Origin of the sequence: Flavihumibacter rivuli (assembly GCF_018595685.2) — a bacterium.
Lineage (GTDB): Bacteria > Bacteroidota > Bacteroidia > Chitinophagales > Chitinophagaceae > Flavihumibacter > Flavihumibacter rivuli.
The window spans coordinates 2423617-2441198 of record NZ_CP092334.1; the positions used below are offsets into that span (position 1 = coordinate 2423617).

10 protein-coding genes are annotated in these 17582 nt (G+C 38.3%); 7 read left to right on the forward strand and 3 right to left on the reverse strand.

The annotated features are described in order from the left end of the window. Positions 1 to 19: 19 nt before the first annotated feature. The 5 genes from KJS94_RS10465 (at position 20) to KJS94_RS10485 (ending at position 12676) form a co-directional block, all read left to right on the forward strand. A complete protein-coding gene (locus tag KJS94_RS10465) occupies positions 20 to 4585 on the forward strand; it encodes a sacsin N-terminal ATP-binding-like domain-containing protein (RefSeq protein WP_214447282.1) in 4566 nt (1521 codons plus the stop codon). Between the two features lie 2 nt (positions 4586 to 4587). Beyond that, a complete protein-coding gene (locus KJS94_RS10470; protein ID WP_214447281.1) occupies positions 4588 to 6417 on the forward strand; it encodes a DUF8451 domain-containing protein in 1830 nt (609 codons plus the stop codon). A gap of 2 nt (positions 6418 to 6419) precedes the next feature. Next, a complete protein-coding gene (locus KJS94_RS10475) occupies positions 6420 to 9680 on the forward strand; it encodes a type I restriction endonuclease subunit R (RefSeq protein WP_214447280.1) in 3261 nt (1086 codons plus the stop codon). Further along, the gene (locus tag KJS94_RS10480; RefSeq protein WP_214447279.1) at positions 9677 to 10360 is read left to right on the forward strand and encodes a M48 family metallopeptidase; all 684 of its coding nucleotides are present in this window, start codon (positions 9677 to 9679) and stop codon (positions 10358 to 10360) included. The genes KJS94_RS10475 and KJS94_RS10480 overlap by 4 nt, the downstream gene beginning before the upstream one ends. A gap of 864 nt (positions 10361 to 11224) precedes the next feature. After that, positions 11225 to 12676, forward strand: a complete 1452-nt coding sequence (locus tag KJS94_RS10485; protein WP_214447278.1) for a ComEC/Rec2 family competence protein — start codon at positions 11225 to 11227, stop codon at positions 12674 to 12676. Positions 12677 to 12807: 131 nt separating this feature from the next. Here the strand turns inward: KJS94_RS10485 and KJS94_RS10490 are convergent, their stop codons facing one another. Continuing rightward, positions 12808 to 13863 (reverse strand): IS3 family transposase, encoded by a 1056-nt coding sequence (locus KJS94_RS10490; protein WP_214449559.1) that lies wholly within the window; start codon positions 13861 to 13863, stop codon positions 12808 to 12810. Further along, positions 13860 to 14177, reverse strand: a complete 318-nt coding sequence (locus KJS94_RS10495; RefSeq protein ID WP_214449558.1) for a transposase — start codon at positions 14175 to 14177, stop codon at positions 13860 to 13862. The genes KJS94_RS10490 and KJS94_RS10495 overlap by 4 nt, the downstream gene beginning before the upstream one ends. Before the next feature lie 490 nt (positions 14178 to 14667). Here KJS94_RS10495 and KJS94_RS10500 point away from each other — a divergent pair, with 490 nt between their 5' ends. Continuing rightward, positions 14668 to 15669 (forward strand): DUF4062 domain-containing protein, encoded by a 1002-nt coding sequence (locus KJS94_RS10500; RefSeq protein ID WP_214448806.1) that lies wholly within the window; start codon positions 14668 to 14670, stop codon positions 15667 to 15669. A 563-nt stretch (positions 15670 to 16232) separates the two neighbouring features. Here the strand turns inward: KJS94_RS10500 and KJS94_RS10505 are convergent. Continuing rightward, a complete protein-coding gene (locus tag KJS94_RS10505) occupies positions 16233 to 16691 on the reverse strand; it encodes a PepSY-associated TM helix domain-containing protein (RefSeq protein ID WP_214448805.1) in 459 nt (152 codons plus the stop codon). A 158-nt stretch (positions 16692 to 16849) separates the two neighbouring features. Here KJS94_RS10505 and KJS94_RS10510 point away from each other — a divergent pair, with 158 nt between their 5' ends. Continuing rightward, positions 16850 to 17506 (forward strand): hypothetical protein, encoded by a 657-nt coding sequence (locus KJS94_RS10510; protein WP_214448804.1) that lies wholly within the window; start codon positions 16850 to 16852, stop codon positions 17504 to 17506. The last annotated feature ends 76 nt before the right edge of the window (positions 17507 to 17582 follow it).

A 17582-nucleotide genomic window follows, 5' to 3' on the forward strand; every position in this document is an offset into this window, starting at 1 on the left:
TAAAAGAAGCAATAACGGCATGAGTTTTAAGCAAGACATAGAAACACTCATAGAGAGCAACCTGAAAACCTACAGGGATAATTCGGATAGGTTTATTGCCGATTACAATCGTGAGCTGGAACTAACCAAAGAATACAACGGCAGGCAATTACTGGAGCTGCTACAGAATGCCGATGATGCAGGATCAAATGAGGTATGGATAACTTGGGATAAGGATAAAGATAAGTTGAGTATTTCAAACCAAGGAGAACCATTTGAAACGGGTGGTATAAAATCCTTAATGCTTGCCAACCTGAGTACCAAAACCAAAATCAGTTATATCGGCAACAAAGGCCTGGGCTTTCGTTCCATTCTCAACTGGTCGGAACAAGTAGTTATTTACAGCAATGGTTGCCAAATTTCTTTTTCAGAAAAAATAGCCGCAGATGTTTTTAATAACCAACTGAATTTAGGTGAAGAAGCAAAACAGCAAATCAGAAGCGAAAGAAATCTGGCAGTGCAAACCGTCCCCTTTCCGGTATTAGCTATTCCCAAAATTTCAGAAGCATCTAACGCAGAAAAGTGGACAACCACCATCGCCATTAGTTATAGAAAAGAATTTGAAGGAGACATTGAGCATCAATTGGCTGAATTGCGGGAAGAAATTTTACTTTTCCTGAACAACATTCAAAAAATTACCATTCAAAAAGGAACCGAATTAATAACATTATCCAGTAAAAAAGAACCGGGTGAACGCTTTGAAATGGTGAGCATTAAAGATAAACAATGGAAAGTTTTTTCAAGGGAAAACATATTGCCGCCAGAATATCAGGACAAAAGCAAAAACGAACAGCAGTCCTACAATCTTAAAGTAGCCTTTCAGGATGATTTGTCAGATAATTACAAAAAGCTGTTCAATTTTTTTCCTACGCAATTAAGCATATCGCTGTCCTGTATTATTCATGGCACTTTTGAACTAAACAGCAGCCGCAACCACCTGAATGAATCCAGGAAAAATGAGTACATATTAAAGGAATTGGTTCAGCTGCTTAAAGAATGTGCTAACTATCTCACAGAGCAACAAGTGGATTGGAGGGCCTATAAACTCATCAGTCCGACTTCAAAAGCATCCGATTCAAAACTAATTGAAAGCTTTTATGCTGAATTAGAGTCACTGAAGCAAACAGAGAAAATTTATCCCTGTATCAGCAACGCATACAATTCCATTGACAATACCATTTATTACAACGATGAGTTCAATGGCTTTTTTCAGGAAAATTTTGCTGATGTGTTGCCGGAATTGTGTATTCCATTACATAATGAAATGCCCAATCCTTTCAGCAATGATTTATACGACCACAGATACTTGGTAGAAAAGGTGGACAGCTTATCAGGCACCGATATAAGCATCCCGCTTCGGGCCGAACTGATAGCCCAGCTGGCTAAGGTCATTTCATTCAATGATGAGCAGGAACGTTTTTCGCTATTAGTTAATGAATCAGGCAAGGTAATATCAAAAGACGATTTAGCTTTTACCCCTGTACTGCGGTCAGAAGAGAGTTTTAATATTCCGAATTCCGTAAAGGTTGATTTCATGAAATCGGAATTGTATGATTTGCTGGTTTCAAAATTTGAACAAAGTTTTGATAAAAAAGAACCCAAATCAAGGGAGTTGCAACGATGCATCAAATCGGTTGTTAACCTTCAACCTTATGACAGTAACAATGTCATTGATAAAATTATTACCGGCACTAAGGATGCCTTAAAATCCATTGAGGCAATAGATGATAAAATCAATTGCGTTAAAGAAATGGTAGCGGCTCTTTACGCCAATTTCAAAAACATAGATAACCGCCAGGAAAAATTAAAAATAACAGTACCACTTGTTTCCAAAGCTGGAAAAATTTGGGATGCAGAATTGTTATACCTAAGTGAGACCTATCCAAGCGGAAAACTGACAGAGATTATTTACAATGGTTTCTTAAAACCAAATGATTATTTGGCAGCTGTTGATTTTTGGAGTTTTGAAAACGAAGAGTCAGCATTAGTGGAAAGTTTCTTTTTATGGTTGGGAGTAAATCAGTATTCGCGAATAGAAATAAAAACCATCACAAACAGATGGGAAGAAGTTGATTTTTTTAATTACATATTTGAAAACGGAACCGACTATCCCGATGATTTTGACAGGGGAAGCTTAGCCAAAGGCACCTATTTTTCAAAGATTATAGACATGGATTTGATAAGCCGTTTACCTGTGAATCATATCATCCTGCTTGCTTTGAAAGATGAAAAAATCCGTCAAAAATTAGAAACAAACAATGAAAAAGTAGATTGGTTTTTCACCAGATGGCGGCCTACAATCATTCCCACACATTCTTACATCAGGTATCAGTTTATAAAGGCAAGCCTTTTCACTAAATACATTTTGGAAGATGGTGGCGAGGAATTGAACAAACTAATCAACGATGATTTTCAAATTGACTACGATTTTCTCGGACAATTTGGAATAAATAGAACTGAAGTAAAATCCATTCTGATAAAATTAGGGGCTAAAGAGTCCATTAATGATTTAGCTCCGGAAACTGTTTATCAGATATTACAGGCGATTCCTGAAAAGGATAAAAACCAAAGCGGGAAAGCTACCCAAACCATTTACAAAATGGCCTTGGAAAGTTTAGCAAAACAAGAATCGACCTATCCTGTTCCTGATGACATACAGTTCTTTTCAAAAACAGGGAATAAGGAGGCATACCTACCGGCTAACCAGATCTATTATTCAGATAATTCGGTTTTGCCAAAAAAAATTATCAGTACCATTCCAATCATCAATCTGCCCAAGAGGGTTGGTGAGGATAATGTAGAAAAGTATTTTGGTGTAAAAAGCCTGAAAGAATTTCAGATTAAGATTAATCAGGATAGTCTTGATTTCAACCCCTGCGATACAGATTTCAACAATTTATTTGAGAGCCTGAAACCCTATTTGCTTGCTTACAGGCTAGAATCGCCCAATTTAAAAAAGAGAACTACCGACCAAGAAACGAAGAGAAAAGAAGCAAAAACATTAAAACAATGTACTATTCGCATTGTAAATAAAGGTTTTTTCAGCTTTGGAGAAAACCCTGAAATGGCCATTGAGGATAAGGAATTCATCAACGAGAAGGATACTTTTTATTTCAAGGAAAGTTTTATTCAATCTGTTGACGGGCTAAGGAAAGACTCATTGTTCTGTGATGCTTTTGCAGAAATGATGTGCATCATTTTTAAAGTAAATGATTTGAAAAACGATTTTAGGCAAATCCTTAAAAACGATATACAAGATACTATTCACCTTGCCGGTCAGGATTTGAGCAGGGAAATCATTGAAGAATCTTTTGCCTTATTAGGTGTCTCACGGGTTGAGATAGATTTCTGGAGCAATATATTCAGCTTAAAGGGAAAACAACTTCAAGAGCCTATTGAAAACTTAGATTCATTGAAGCAAAGGGTCTTTTCGGGATTGGGAATACAAATACCGGAAAGTTATACCAATGTAGATTTCGACAGCTTTGAAAATCGGGCATCCTTTGAACTCATAAGACTTTTATGCGAATCATTGAACCTTAACGTAAATGATATAACTCCCAAAGGCTTGTATTGGTACCGTAAAAATGAATTGCTGAATTGTATAAAAAGTCACGAATTCAAATTCAAAAAGTTGCTTTGGATATACCTAAAGGAAAACCCGGAGGAACAGAAAACATTCATACACATTTTAAATGATTTCAACAATAAGCTGATATCAAAATTAGAACACATCATCAGTAGCAATAAATTCAATTTGACTTTTGACTATCATGCAATAGTGACAAAGGAAACCTTAGCTTATTTTAATACTGACCTAAACCACGACTTAGATGACGATACTGTTATTGTCAATCAATATGAAAAATTATTGGAGCAATATGGAATTGAAGAAGTAGATATTGCGGACGAAGAAATCAGAAGTCTGCTCTATTTCGAAGGAAATGCAGAAACTATTGAACAGTATTTAAAAGAAGAATTTGGAGAAAAAGAACAAAGGGAAAAAGATACCGATAACGATTCGTCAAAATTAGTCGGTTCATTGATTGATGCAAAGCTCAGTAAAAATGGTAAAATCATTCAAGCGTCAAGTGCGAATGCAAATTACACCTGGGTACATTCCGGCCATGCTGAAAGAGGAAAAAAAAGAAAGGGGAAAAAGGCAGAACTACTGGTATATAATACGTTGGTAAATAAATATGGTATTGAAAATGTTAAATGGGTATCTGGTAATTCAACCACACCAGACAAAAATGATAAGCTTCATTATGATATAGAATACAAAAACGAAAATGGTGAATGGAAGTATCTGGAAGTAAAAGTAATTTCGGACAACCAATTCATCATTTCAGGTGCAGAAACAAACAAAGGCATTTCAGAGCCTAACAAGTTTGAAGTTGCATTGGTAAACGATAATGAAATTTACATTGTCAAAGACTTATTCGTTTTTGACTCCGGAGAAACTTTTGAAAGCAATTCAAAATTTGTCGCTTATCCGAAGGATTACGTTTTTGTTTTTGATGTAAATACGATTAAAGAAGGTTAATTATGGTAGAATACACCGCAGAGGAACTATTTGAAATTCTCAACGATACTGACGAATGTCCATGGATAGAAGCCAAAGGCATTGGAGATACTACCACTTCCATTATGGAAACCGTTTGCTCTTATTCAAACGAACCCGGCTTAGGGGGAGGCTATATTTTAATGAGCATTAGTGCAGATGATTCAGCCACGGCAGCAACACAATATAAAGTTGACCCAATGCCTGATCCGGACAAGCTTCAAAGCGACATAGCTACGCAATGTGCCAGCATGTTTAATATGCCTGTCCGGCCGGCAATGACGATTGAGAAAATTAACGGGCAACCTGTTCTGAAAATTTGGATAGATGAATTACCTGCCAAACAAAAACCACTTTATTTTAAAAGTAAAGGACTACCGTCTGGTGCATTACGTAGAATAGGCAGCACCGACCAACACTGCACCGATGATGACATGCATGTATTTTACCAGGACACCAGCAGCTACGACCAAACCCCTGTGAAAGGAACAACTTTAGCTGATGTAGATGAAAATGCTTTGAAACGCTATCGGGTGCTCCGCGAAAAAGTAAATCCTGCTGCTGAAGAGCTTACTTACAGCGATAGTGAATTGTTGGCAGCGTTAGGTTGTGTGAATAAAGAGAATCCAAACGAGCTGAATGTTGCGGGACTGCTATTGTTTGGTAGCTCTAAAGCACAACGCAGCACATTCCCAATGCTACGTGCGGATTACGTGAGGGTGCCAGGTAATACCTGGGTGCAGGACCCTGATGAACGATTTACTACCATCGATATGAGAGGTCCACTCATTTTGGTGTTATATCGTTTAATTGATGCCATCAATGCGGATTTACCCAAAGGATTTCTATTGCCCGAAGATGATGTACAGGCAGCTACTACCGGTCTTCCTATGAAAGCACTTCGAGAAGCAATCGTCAATGCGCTAATGCACCGTTCATATCGTGAACACCGCCCAACTCAAATTATTCGTTACGATAATCGAATTGAAATTATCAATCCGGGATTTTCATTAAAATCAGAAGAAAAATTAGGGCTACCAGGCAGCGAAACCCGGAATCCATTTATCGCAGCAGTTTTTCACGACACCAACTTGGCAGAAACAAAAGGTTCGGGCATTCGTGCCATGCGAAGGCTAATGGAAAAAGCACATTTAGCACCGCCAACATTCGAATCGAGCCGTGAGAACAATGAATTTACGTCCCGTTTGCTTTTACACCATTTTCTCGATGCTAATGACCTGGAATGGCTTAAACAATTTGAGAAATTTAACCTATCTGACAGCCAAAAACAGGCCCTAATATTTGTGAGAGAAGTCGGAGCTATTGACAATCCTGCCTACCGCCAAATGGCTGATTGTGACACCCTTAAAGCGAGCAACGACTTAAGATTGTTAAAAACATATAACTTATTGAAATCCAAAGGGAAAGGAAAGGCAACCTATTATGTGGGTGGTGATGGATTAAGTGCACCACCCCAGGATTTAAGTGCACCAGCTACAAAAATAAGTGCACCAGCTCAGGATTTAAGTGCACCAGCTAATGAGATAAGCACACTACCTAAAGAAATCCTTGAAAGAATAGAGCAACTCAACCAAAGGGAACACGATAGCGAAAAGGTGAAAAATATCATTCTTGATTTGTGTGCTATCCGAGCTATGAAAGCCATAGAAATTGCAGGATACCTGAATAAGGGAGAAGGTTATGTAAAAAGGAAATACTTAAGTGGATTGATTGCAGAAAAAAAATTGAAGTACCTGCATCCTGAAATGATAAATCACCCGGAGCAGGCCTACCTAACAAATAACCGACCATAATTATGGCAGAATATATCAATGTAGAAAAACCTTTTTTGGACAAACTTCGCCAGTTAGGATGGCAAGTGATAGACCAAGGCATTGGTGTTCCGCAAGATCCGGCTAAAAGTTTAAGGGAACATTTTAAGCAGGTGTTACTGCCACAGGTATTTAAAGACACCGTAAAGTCCATCAACAAAACAGCAGATGGCAGAGAATGGCTCACTGACAGGCAACTGGTAGAATTGCTTACAGAAATTCAAAGCTTTTCGGGCAAAACCCTTCATGAAGCCAACAAAGAAATTCACCGTTTATTGATTAAAGGAACAACGGTGAATAAAAACGAATTAACAGGTGAGGTAAACCCCACAGTTCGTTTGGTAGATTTCAGAAATTATGAAAAGAACAGCTTTATTGCAATCAATCAGTTTCGTTTGCTCACTCCGGGTGCCAGCCGCCAGGGCATTATACCCGACATTGTTTTGTTCCTGAATGGCTTGCCTTTAGTTGTTGTTGAGGCCAAAGATTTTGATGTCGCTGAACCATTGAGTGAAGCATTTTTGCAGGTTACCCGCTATGCCAATACAAGAGAAGATGATTACGGAGTAAAAGAAGGCGAAGAACGGCTTTTTCACTACAATTTATTCAGCATCATCACACACGGACATGAAGCCCGTGTTGGAACCATCAGCGCTGATTTTGATTTTTATAACAATTGGGTGGACATTTTTCCAGAAGAATACAAAACCGTTGCTTTTCCACCTGATGAAGAAAGGCAGGAAGTAATGATTTGCGGCATGCTCAACAAAGAAATATTGGTTGACATACTGAAACACTACACACTCTTTATGGAAATTAAAAAGGGCGTGGAAGTGAAAATTGTTGCCCGCTACAATCAATACCGGGCTGTTGGCAAAATCATCCGCAATTTGCGCGAAGGAACAAACCCCAAAGAAAAAGGTGGAGTGGTTTGGCATACACAGGGCAGTGGCAAAAGCTTGACCATGGTATTCCTTATCCGAAAGCTCCGCAGCAGTGATGATTTAAAAGACCTAAAAATTATTTCTATTGTTGACCGTGTTGATTTGGAAGAACAGTTAGCCGAAACCATGAAATATGCCAATGAATCATTGTCCATCATTGACAGCAAAGCCGATTTGAATGAATTGGATGATGATACCGGAAACTTAAATCTGGTAATGATTCACAAGTTTTTGGCAGACAACAATGTATCGGCACAATCGTTAATTGATGCCGGAGTGGTTCCTAAGTTTGAAAAATTTGAAATCATCAACAGCAGCGACCGCATTTTGCTCATGGTGGACGAAGCCCATCGAACACAAGGCGGAGATATGGGCGATAATTTATTCAATGCCTTTCCGCAAGCCGTGCGAATCGGTTTTACAGGAACACCTTTACTTACCGAACGACACGAAATAAAAACGCATGAACGATTTGGGGGCAAACTGGATGAATACGGTGAGCCTTGGATTGACAGCTATAAATTTGATAAAGCCGTGGCTGACAAAGCCACCGTTGAAATCAAGTATATCGGAAAGGTTTCAAACGATAAAATAGACGACAAAGAACTTTTTGATGCCGAGTTTGAGGACCTGTTTCAAAAGCGAACACAGGAAGAAAAAGAAGAAATTCAAAGACGTTACGGTTCATTCATTGCCTATCTGGAAAGTAAAGACCGGATAGCCGAAATAGCCAGAGACATAGTAGAACACTATTACACTGATATTTTAATCAATGGCTTTAAAGCACAAGTGGTAGCATCAAGTATTGTGGCAGCCGTTCGATACAAGTATGAACTGGAAACCGCAATCAAAGAGAAAATTGCTCAATTGAAAGACCTGCCTGATGGCGAAAGAGATGATGAACGAATTAAGCAACTGGAATTTCTAAAAATAGCTGCTGTTGTTTCAGGCATGGGAAATAATGAACCCGGCTATATAAGCAAGGCAAGAAGTGAAGCCAAAGATTGGGATGCAGTAAACAACTTCAAGAAAGACTTTGACTATTCGCAGGAAGAAGGCGGACAATATAAAAAGCCGGAATCAGGCATTGGCATTTTATGCGTTTGCGACCGATTATTGACTGGGTTTGATGCTCCTATTGAGCAAGTAATGTATCTGGACAAAATCATGAAAGAACATGATTTGTTCCAAGCCATAACAAGGGTAAACAGAACCAAAAAGGGAAAAACTTTCGGACTTATTGTTGACTATATCGGCATTACCAAACACTTGCAACAAGCCTTAGGAATTTATACAGACAAGGACAAAGAGAAAGCACAGCATTTCCTGAATGTATTCAGAGACATCAACAAAGAAATACCTGTATTGGAAGCCCGTTACAAAAGGGTTTTGAATCTGTTCACTGAAAACAACCTGAACGACATTGAAAACTTCCTGAATCAGAAGTTTACAGATACAGCAGCTGAGTTTGAATTTGCTGAAAGTTGTATAGAGCAAGCCAGGAATATAAAATTCAGAGCCGAATTACTGACCTATTCAAAAAGCTTCTTTGATAGCTTGGATTTGCTTTTCAATACGCAGGCAGGAGGCGAATATTGGGTAATTGCCAAACGCTTGGGTTATTTACTTTGGAGAATTAAAGACCGCTACAAAGACGACACCATGGACTTGAAGTGGGCTTCACAAAAAGTCCGACAGCTTATTGACAAGCATTTATATTCTTTAGGCATAGACACCAAGGTGCAGCAGGTTTCAATCCTTTCAGATGAGTTTAAATCAAAAGTTGATTATCTGAACAAAACGCCAAAATCGAAAGCATCCGAAATGGAACATGCCATTCGTTGGCACATCAAAGTAAATCTTGAAAAAGATCCAACACTTTACAGTCGCTTCAAAGACCGCCTTGAAACGATATTAAATTCTTACCGTGAGAATTGGGAAGAAATAGTAAAGCAGCTTGAAGGATTGCGGGAAGAAATGGCAGAAGGTAGAAAAGTTGAAACTGAAGGCATCTCAGTTGTAGAAGCACCTTTCTATGAAATCCTGAAATCTACACTTCCAATAGAAGATGAAAAAGAGATTGAGAAAACAAAAGAATTGTCACATACGCTGATACTAATTCTGAAAGAAACAGCACAGATTAATAATTTCTGGGATAAACCGGCAGAGCAGCGTTTGATTTCGGGGCGAATAGAAGACGAAATTTATTATTCACGAATTAACGGATTGGCTGTCAAAGCAGCAGAATTGACAACAGAACTCTTGAAGTTGGCTAAAAACCGTGAAGCAGAATTGAGATGAAGTTAGACAGCATCAATATTAACATTGAAAAAACCGCAAGAAGAAAAACGGTGAGCATTTTCATTGAACGAAATGGTTCAGTAAAAGTGCTTGCTCCCATTACTGCCGGTGACGAAAAAATTGAAGCAGCTGTAAAAGCAAAAGAGTATCAAATTTTTCAGAAACTGGCCAAATGGAAAGAATTGAATCAGGGTAAGGTAAAACGTGAATTTGTTAGTGGGCAATCCTTTCTTTATTTGGGCAGAAACTACCGTTTGCAGATAACCGAGAACCAAGATGTGCCATTGAAAATTTCAGGTGGCTTTTTTCATCTTGACAAAAAGTATTTACCAAAAGCGGAAAAGGTTTTTAAAGACTTCTATCGTGCAAAGGGTCTTCAAAAAATCGAGGAACGCCTTAAATTGATAGAAGATAAATTTCAAACGAAACCAACAGCGATAAAGGTTTTGGAACTTCAAAACCGTTGGGCATCCTGGACACCCAAAAATGGATTAAACTTTCATTGGAAATGTATTATGGCTCCGGTTTCGGTACTGGACTATATCATTACTCACGAAATGGTTCATTTAAAACATCCCAATCATTCACCTGAATTCTGGAATGAACTAGACAAGAAAATGCCCAACTATCGTGAACATGAAGATTGGTTAAAAAGGAATGGAGTAAAAATGTCATTATAAGAATAATCAAACCCACAGGTTTAAGCACATTTGCAAGCCGCACAAGCCCAAGCAAAGACCAAAGCTTGCAAATGAGCTTGCACCTTTACCTCCCTGACGAAATTGAATTAAAAATAAATCTCCTCCCCTCTGGAAATAAAAAAATATACAACAACACAACATAACACGGAAAATATATTTAAACTCAATACTGAAAATCTTTTGCTGACACGGTGGACAAGCACCCCAGCTGCAGCAGCGGTTTTGCTTCACGGGGGGGGGGGTGAAGTACTTAAATTCAAGTACAGTTTTTCAATTTAACTTTAGTGCTGGGTTGACAGTATTAAGCACTGAAATTTCGCACGAACACAAGCCGCCAAACCTTATAAGCTACCCAATTTTACCAACCTGTTTTGCTGAGCAAGGTCGAAGCTCGTTAATAAAGGGAGGCATATTTCAGGTCCGGCTGGCAGATTGACAGCAAGCCAGCGCACATCGCATAAGCCTGAAAGGGGAATCACTTAGGAGGAAAAAACAACCCGAAAAACAATATCCTATTTAAATTCGAATAGCAACCCACCGCTCTTTGTCTTACAATACCTCAGCTAACTATCAAGGGTGGGGTCAGTTTGTCCCGGAATACGGGAGTCAATATCAGCGGAATTTACACCTAACTATAGATTATACGACACGTCAGGGGTAGAACAATTTGATTTAGCTAGAAGGGTCATTGCCAAATTTGAAATTCTCATAACCAATGATTTTAGGGATACAGGTTTTGCAAGAATCCCATCTACAAATCTCAATCAAGGAATAGATGCAGTTAAAGACATCTGCGATCAGATAAAAATACTTACCCAATAAATTTACAAATCAAAACTAACAATGCGACCATTTCATCAAAGGTTCACAATTCATCCAGTGGGCCAAGGATTATTTTACAGTTGTAATATCAATCATGACAACCAGGTCAAGTTTAGAATGGTTGTTGATTGCGGAAGTAACACAGCAAAAGCCTGCCAAGAAGAAGTTTCATTATACAGAGACTCTGATTACTTAACACAGAAGACACTTGATCTTTTAGTTATTTCTCATTTCGACTCTGATCATGTTAAATACATAGGATTACTACTACAGAATGATATTAAAATAAAAAGGTTAGTAATGCCCTTTATAACTTTTGAGGAAAGGCTTTTCCTTATTGCCAGACATATTAGTCATTCAAATGGATTTAAAAAAGAGGACGATTTTGCATTGCGGTTTATTATAGATCCTATTGGTACTATTAATAATAATTTAGATGGCGATTCTGAAATTTACTTCATAGAGAATAATCCAAATACGCCTATTCCTCCTGTAAGTGATGATCCAGGGAAAAACGATGAAGGTTCGAATAATGAAACAAGATTTTTATTCGATTTCGATCGTTCTGCCAAAGAAACTGTCGATTTAGGAAGTTTGATTTCTACTTCATCTCCAACTAAAGGAGAAGTTTATAAAGTAAAAGATACAAATAAGGGTAAACTCAAAGGCTCTTTTGGCATACACAAATTAATGGAATTTCTTTTTTACAAAAGAGCAGTTGGTGATAACGAGGATGCTTTTTTTAAAGAAGTTAAAACTCTATTTAATGAAAAGTTCGCAATAGATAATTCCCTTCCGTTGAGTGTAAAGTTGAAGGCAACAATTGAAAAGGTTAAGGGAATGAGTTCGGGCACCGCTGTAAAAGCCATCTTTAAGGATGCTGCAAAAAATGTTGCCTTGATAACGAAAAGGAAAATTAAAATAGATGATTTGAATACAACTGCTCTTTGTTTGCTGCATAGGAATTTAAAGGGAATATTTGACTTTCTTCAAATTGACTATAAAGGATACCATTACTATTGTGATTTCTATCACGAAAACATCAGGCAAGTTCAAAAGTTCACACCCAATTCCCTAAGATTAGAAACAATTTGGAATGGTGTAAATGGATATTATAAACATTATCGAGAAATGTTAGATAAAGGTCATTTCTTTTATCCCAATGTCCTACTTACTTCAGACACTTTCTTATTAACAAAGAACCAGGTGGATGAGTTTTTAAATAAGTATCAACATTATTGGAATGATTTCTGGCTCTTTCAGATACCTCACCATGGTTCCAAAAACAATAGCGACAAATTATTACATGCAAGCATACCAGTATCTAGCTATAATTTCATTAATTATGGAATTGGAAATCGGGATGCGCACCCTTCAGAAAGTGTAATTAAAGACCTAGTATCAACAGGTAATTCTTCGAGGATAATTTCTGTAAACCAGTTTTCGGGTTTAATATTTGAGTTTATTATTTAGCCCTATCAAAAATATTTATAAAACTGGTGATGCCTGCTTCGTAGATTGATCAACATTTAAGAATGATGGGTCACTTACACGACCATCAATTTGATAAAGTCAAGAAAAAATATCAAAAATCGAATATTGTCTTAACCCCCTATAAACTGGACAGATTTTTCAAAATGGTTTGCTACTGATTCGTTGATGTCCTGGTCATCCGTAAGGCAAAGATAGGCCGGTTCGGTGTGCTGGTCAAGGCTATACAAAGCGGACGCCGTCCGCATACCCTCGCTGTCCGGCCTTGACAAGCCCACCGTCCCCGGCGCAAGTTGTGGCCTAACAGCTGACAAGGACATACCTTGTGCCCATTTTTGCATTGGTGTGAGGAAGCCGATAGCCCCGTGTTTGCGCTTAACGTTATACCAGTGCATGTACTTCTCTATGTGCTGCTTTGCATCATAAAAACTGGAAAAGGAATGCCGGTCAATCAGCTCGCTTTGCTGAATGGAATGAAACGCTTCGATGTAAGCATTTTCCTCCGGAGTGGCAACATGTGTAAACTCTTGCTGTGCTTCCAGTGCTTTTAGTGCGGCTCGAACCTTATTTGCAACAAATTGGGAACCGTTATCATTTCGTATGATGACGCCCTTCAGTCCGAATCGAAGGTCCAGCCAGCGCATCAGGGCAATGACATCCGTCTGGCGAACACTTCGTTGAAAAATCCAGCACAGGATCCGGCGACTGAAAACATCCATAATAGCCAGTTGGTAATACCACCGGTTTTCACCCTGTACCCAAACGTATTTGATATCCAGGCACAAATATTCCATTGGGTACCTGGCTTCAATACGTCTATGCTGTACCCATTTTCTTTTGCCCTGCACTTTTATTCGAGCACCACATAGCAAATGATGTTCTTTCATTAAGCGATACACCTTCTTATGATTGATCAGGTATTCCATATCGCGCAGGCTCTCGGTCACTTTCCGGTACCCATACACGCAGTAGTCCATCGAAACAACTGCCCGGATCTGCTCTACCACCAGGCTGTTTTCAACCAGGCTATTATTTCCTACGATGGTATGGCTGCTGGGCTTCATGCCCCTTTCTCCGGGATGGGACTGATAATACAAGCTGCTCCTGGCTACGCAGGCCCATTGACAAAGCTGCTCAATACTTACCCTGTTTTTGTAACGTGCTATCATTTGCCTGCTTTCCGGTAATGGGCATCGCTTTTTTTTAAAAGCTCGGTTTTAAATTCCAGTTCGAGTGCCTGGTTAGCAATGATCTTTTTTAAACGTGCATTCTCTTCCTCCAGGGAGCGTACCAGTGGATCAACCTTTTTGTATCCCGGCTTTAAGCCGTCTTTGCCTTTTACCAGGTACTTCCTCTTCCAATAGTTAAGTACCGAATGCGCAAGATTGTATTTGCGGGCTGTTTCTGTTACACCTTCCCGTTCAGCTTCTTGAAGAATGCTATACTTCTCTTCAGGTGTAAATTGACGTTTTGTTTTTGCCATGTTCCTTAAATTTACTGTGACTAAATTGATTTACAATTTTTGTCCAGGCTTCTAAGGGGCTAAGACAATATCCTCGAATACACGTTGGGGCAAATGTTTAAAAATATGATTGAGGCATCCCACTATCCTAATTGGGAAACATATGAGGCAGTTTCCAATTGTAAAAAAATATAGATTATATAATATTGAATAAAGGATAAAATAAAAATATTATAAAATCAAATCGATATTTTAACAAAGCAACTCAATACTAATCAGAATCCTGAATCCTAAGAATTTTTTGCCATTAAAACTTTATTTCTAAATTTAAAGATACGAATAGAAAGTCGCTTCAGTATGGCTTCTCCGAAATGATGGCTGACTTCCATTTATGCTACTCCTTTCGTTGATCAAATTAAAGCACATACACAAAATTTTTCCAATACCCATCAAACAATTCGAATATCTGAAAAAAAGACAATTGTAAACAATAAGATCATATCTCTAAATTATGGCTAGACCAAGAATATTCTTAAGTTCCACATTTTATGATTTAAAACACATTAGATCATCTATTGAAAACTTTATCGAAGAGCTAGGATATGAATCGATATTATCAGAGAAAGGCGTTATTGCCTACAATCCTGATTTGCCATTAGATGAATCTTGCTATAGAGAAGCCGAATCTGCGGACATTTTTGTACTAATTATTGGAGGAAGGTATGGATCTCCAATCTCAAAGTCTCAGAAAACAGTAGTAAAGGATTTTTTCCAGCGCTATGAAAGCATAACAAAAATGGAATACGAATCGGCAAGTAAAAGGGATATTCCAATTTACATTCTTATCGAAAAATCTGTCTATAATGAATATGAAACCTTTAAGAACAATAGAGATAATTCAAGTATTAAGTATGCGCACGTTGATTCTATTAACATATTTTTTCTAATAGAACAGATACTTAATCAACCTCGTAATAATCCAATACATACCTTTGAAAGGCATCAAGAGATTGAAGCATGGTTAAAAGAACAATGGTCTGGGTTATTTAGAGATTTATTGAAAAGAAGAAGTGATAAAAATCAAATTTCTTCCCTATCTAAGCAAGTTTCTGATTTAGCTGAGATAAATACCACGCTTAAAAGATACCTTGAAGAAGTGGTTTCAAAAGTTTCAGAGGTAGATGCAGCTAAAATTATTAAAGAAGAAGATAAAAGATTAAAAGACAAAAAGAAGTCTAATGAGTTCTTTGCGGACTTAATCGTTAATAATTTACTTAGTTATGATGATATATCTAAAGAAAATTTAGAAAACCTTTATATTGAATCTAAATCACTAGAAGACTTTGCTAGTCGTCTAGAATTACTAAGTCCCCGGTTCCGTGCATCTCAACTATTAGAAACTTGGCGAAGAAATCCAGGAATAGTAGTTAACATCAATAAAGGAAGAAATATTTTAAATCTATCTAATCTTGAATTCTCAGATAAACAATCAAAAACAAAGGATAAAGCTTGAAATTAACCAGAAATAAAATGGGTAATTAAGAATACGGAGCTGCATAAACAACACTTGTTCTATTTGTAAGTACTGCTAAAATACAGAGGAATTGTAATTGGAGAATACTTCTAATTTTAAACTTTCTGTATTTTAGGGGTACTTGCAAATGGAATCGACATACAGATCATTCCTAAAATTTCAAAATAACAACTCAATAAAGATCAACGGGGCCCCCTTCGAAAGTTACTATGTACCCACATCTTTTTGAACCTCTGCGGAGGATCACAATGTATAAAAGGAGAAAATACTTATAGATCCAACAGCTAAGCTCGCCTTCTAAATACCCGTTGGTCATAAGACACAACGGGGGCGACGGGGATTTTTAAATCTTTTCACCCTATAGTGGTACTCTTCAAGAGTCCCCGATGAATTTTAACCATATTATTCATCATGGTCCCCTGCGGGAGACCCTGATGAGGTAAAGATGTGGGTACACGGTAGCCCCTTCAGAAGACCGCGATGGAGTTACAAGAGGATCCCGATGGGGCTAAAGAATAACGTCTTAAGATAAAAATACTCCCTCACGCCACCGCCGTATCATCCATCCCCACCACCGAAGAACTTAACTTCTTCTTCCTCGTCCGATTCCACCAAAAGATCACACCTGTAACCGGGAAACTTACCCCGAGCAGGTAGACCACCAGGCCAAAGAGTTTGGAGGGCAGGCCGTAAATGGAAGCCACATGCACGGGCTTGAAGGTGGCCCTTACTCTCTGTCCCGTATTCCGCTCGCTCCATTTGAGGGTGCCGGCCAGGGAGCCGGTATAAGGGTCCAGGAAATACTGGTCGGTCGCCGATTCGTGTACAGCACCAATGTGAAGGACGGTCACCTGGTAGGCGGAAACAGAATCCTTGGGTTTGGCGATGGTCAGATAGCTAACCTCCCCTACTTTCTTCCTGGCCTCGTCCGCTATTTCCTGCCAGCCCAATACCGCCACACTGTCCCGGTAAGCGATCACCGGCGGCTTCTTGCCTTCCATGAGGGAATTGGTCCCTTATAGATGCCCTTGTTGAACCATTCGAAGGACCAGGCCAGTACGTTAAAGACTGGAAATAAAAAAGTCAAATATTTTATATTAATTGAATATCTCGCATGCTACCAAAATCATCAAGTAAGCAGTATATTGTTAATTGAGTTATGACCAACAAGTACCCTTTGAACGATGTACTAATACCAGACGATTCTTTATTAACCAGCGAAATCTTACTTGCCCATATTCCAAGAAAAAGATTCCAGGTCGACTCCTGGCAGATCTTTGATCCGTTTATGAGCTATGCAGTGGATAATTTTAGCATGAGCCTGGCAGGCCTGATCAAGAACGGGTATTTAATAGTTGCAGATAAAAGATCTAACCAGAATAATATATTGGGTTATCCCATTGCAAGAAAGATTGACTATGGTATTCGAATTCAAAAAATACCACCAAAAGGGCAAGTAGTAGGTTGGCTGGAAGAAAAGATACTTGACCAGTATACACCTGTTGAAACCTATAGCTTAAAAGAACTGGCATATAGGGTATTTAATGATATCTTGAACGAGAATCATGACTATTCCAATCCAGGAAAGATCTTTATCATTGAATTGTGCAAAAACCAAAAATTGAACCACTTTGAATACCATCAAAAGAAGAAGTGGCTATCCAACTGCTTTACTGTGCAACCGAACCCAAATACATCAAACCAATATAAGAGACATACAGGAAAATTAGATTACAACGATATAGAAGAAATTGAACTCCCAGCCATGAGAAAAATCATCAGGAAACAGCTAGGTAAATTCCAGATACTGGATTAAGTATATCACCCTGAAAGAATTGCATGGTATTGATTTGAAGAAATGAAGGAATCTACTAATGAATAATCTATTTTAA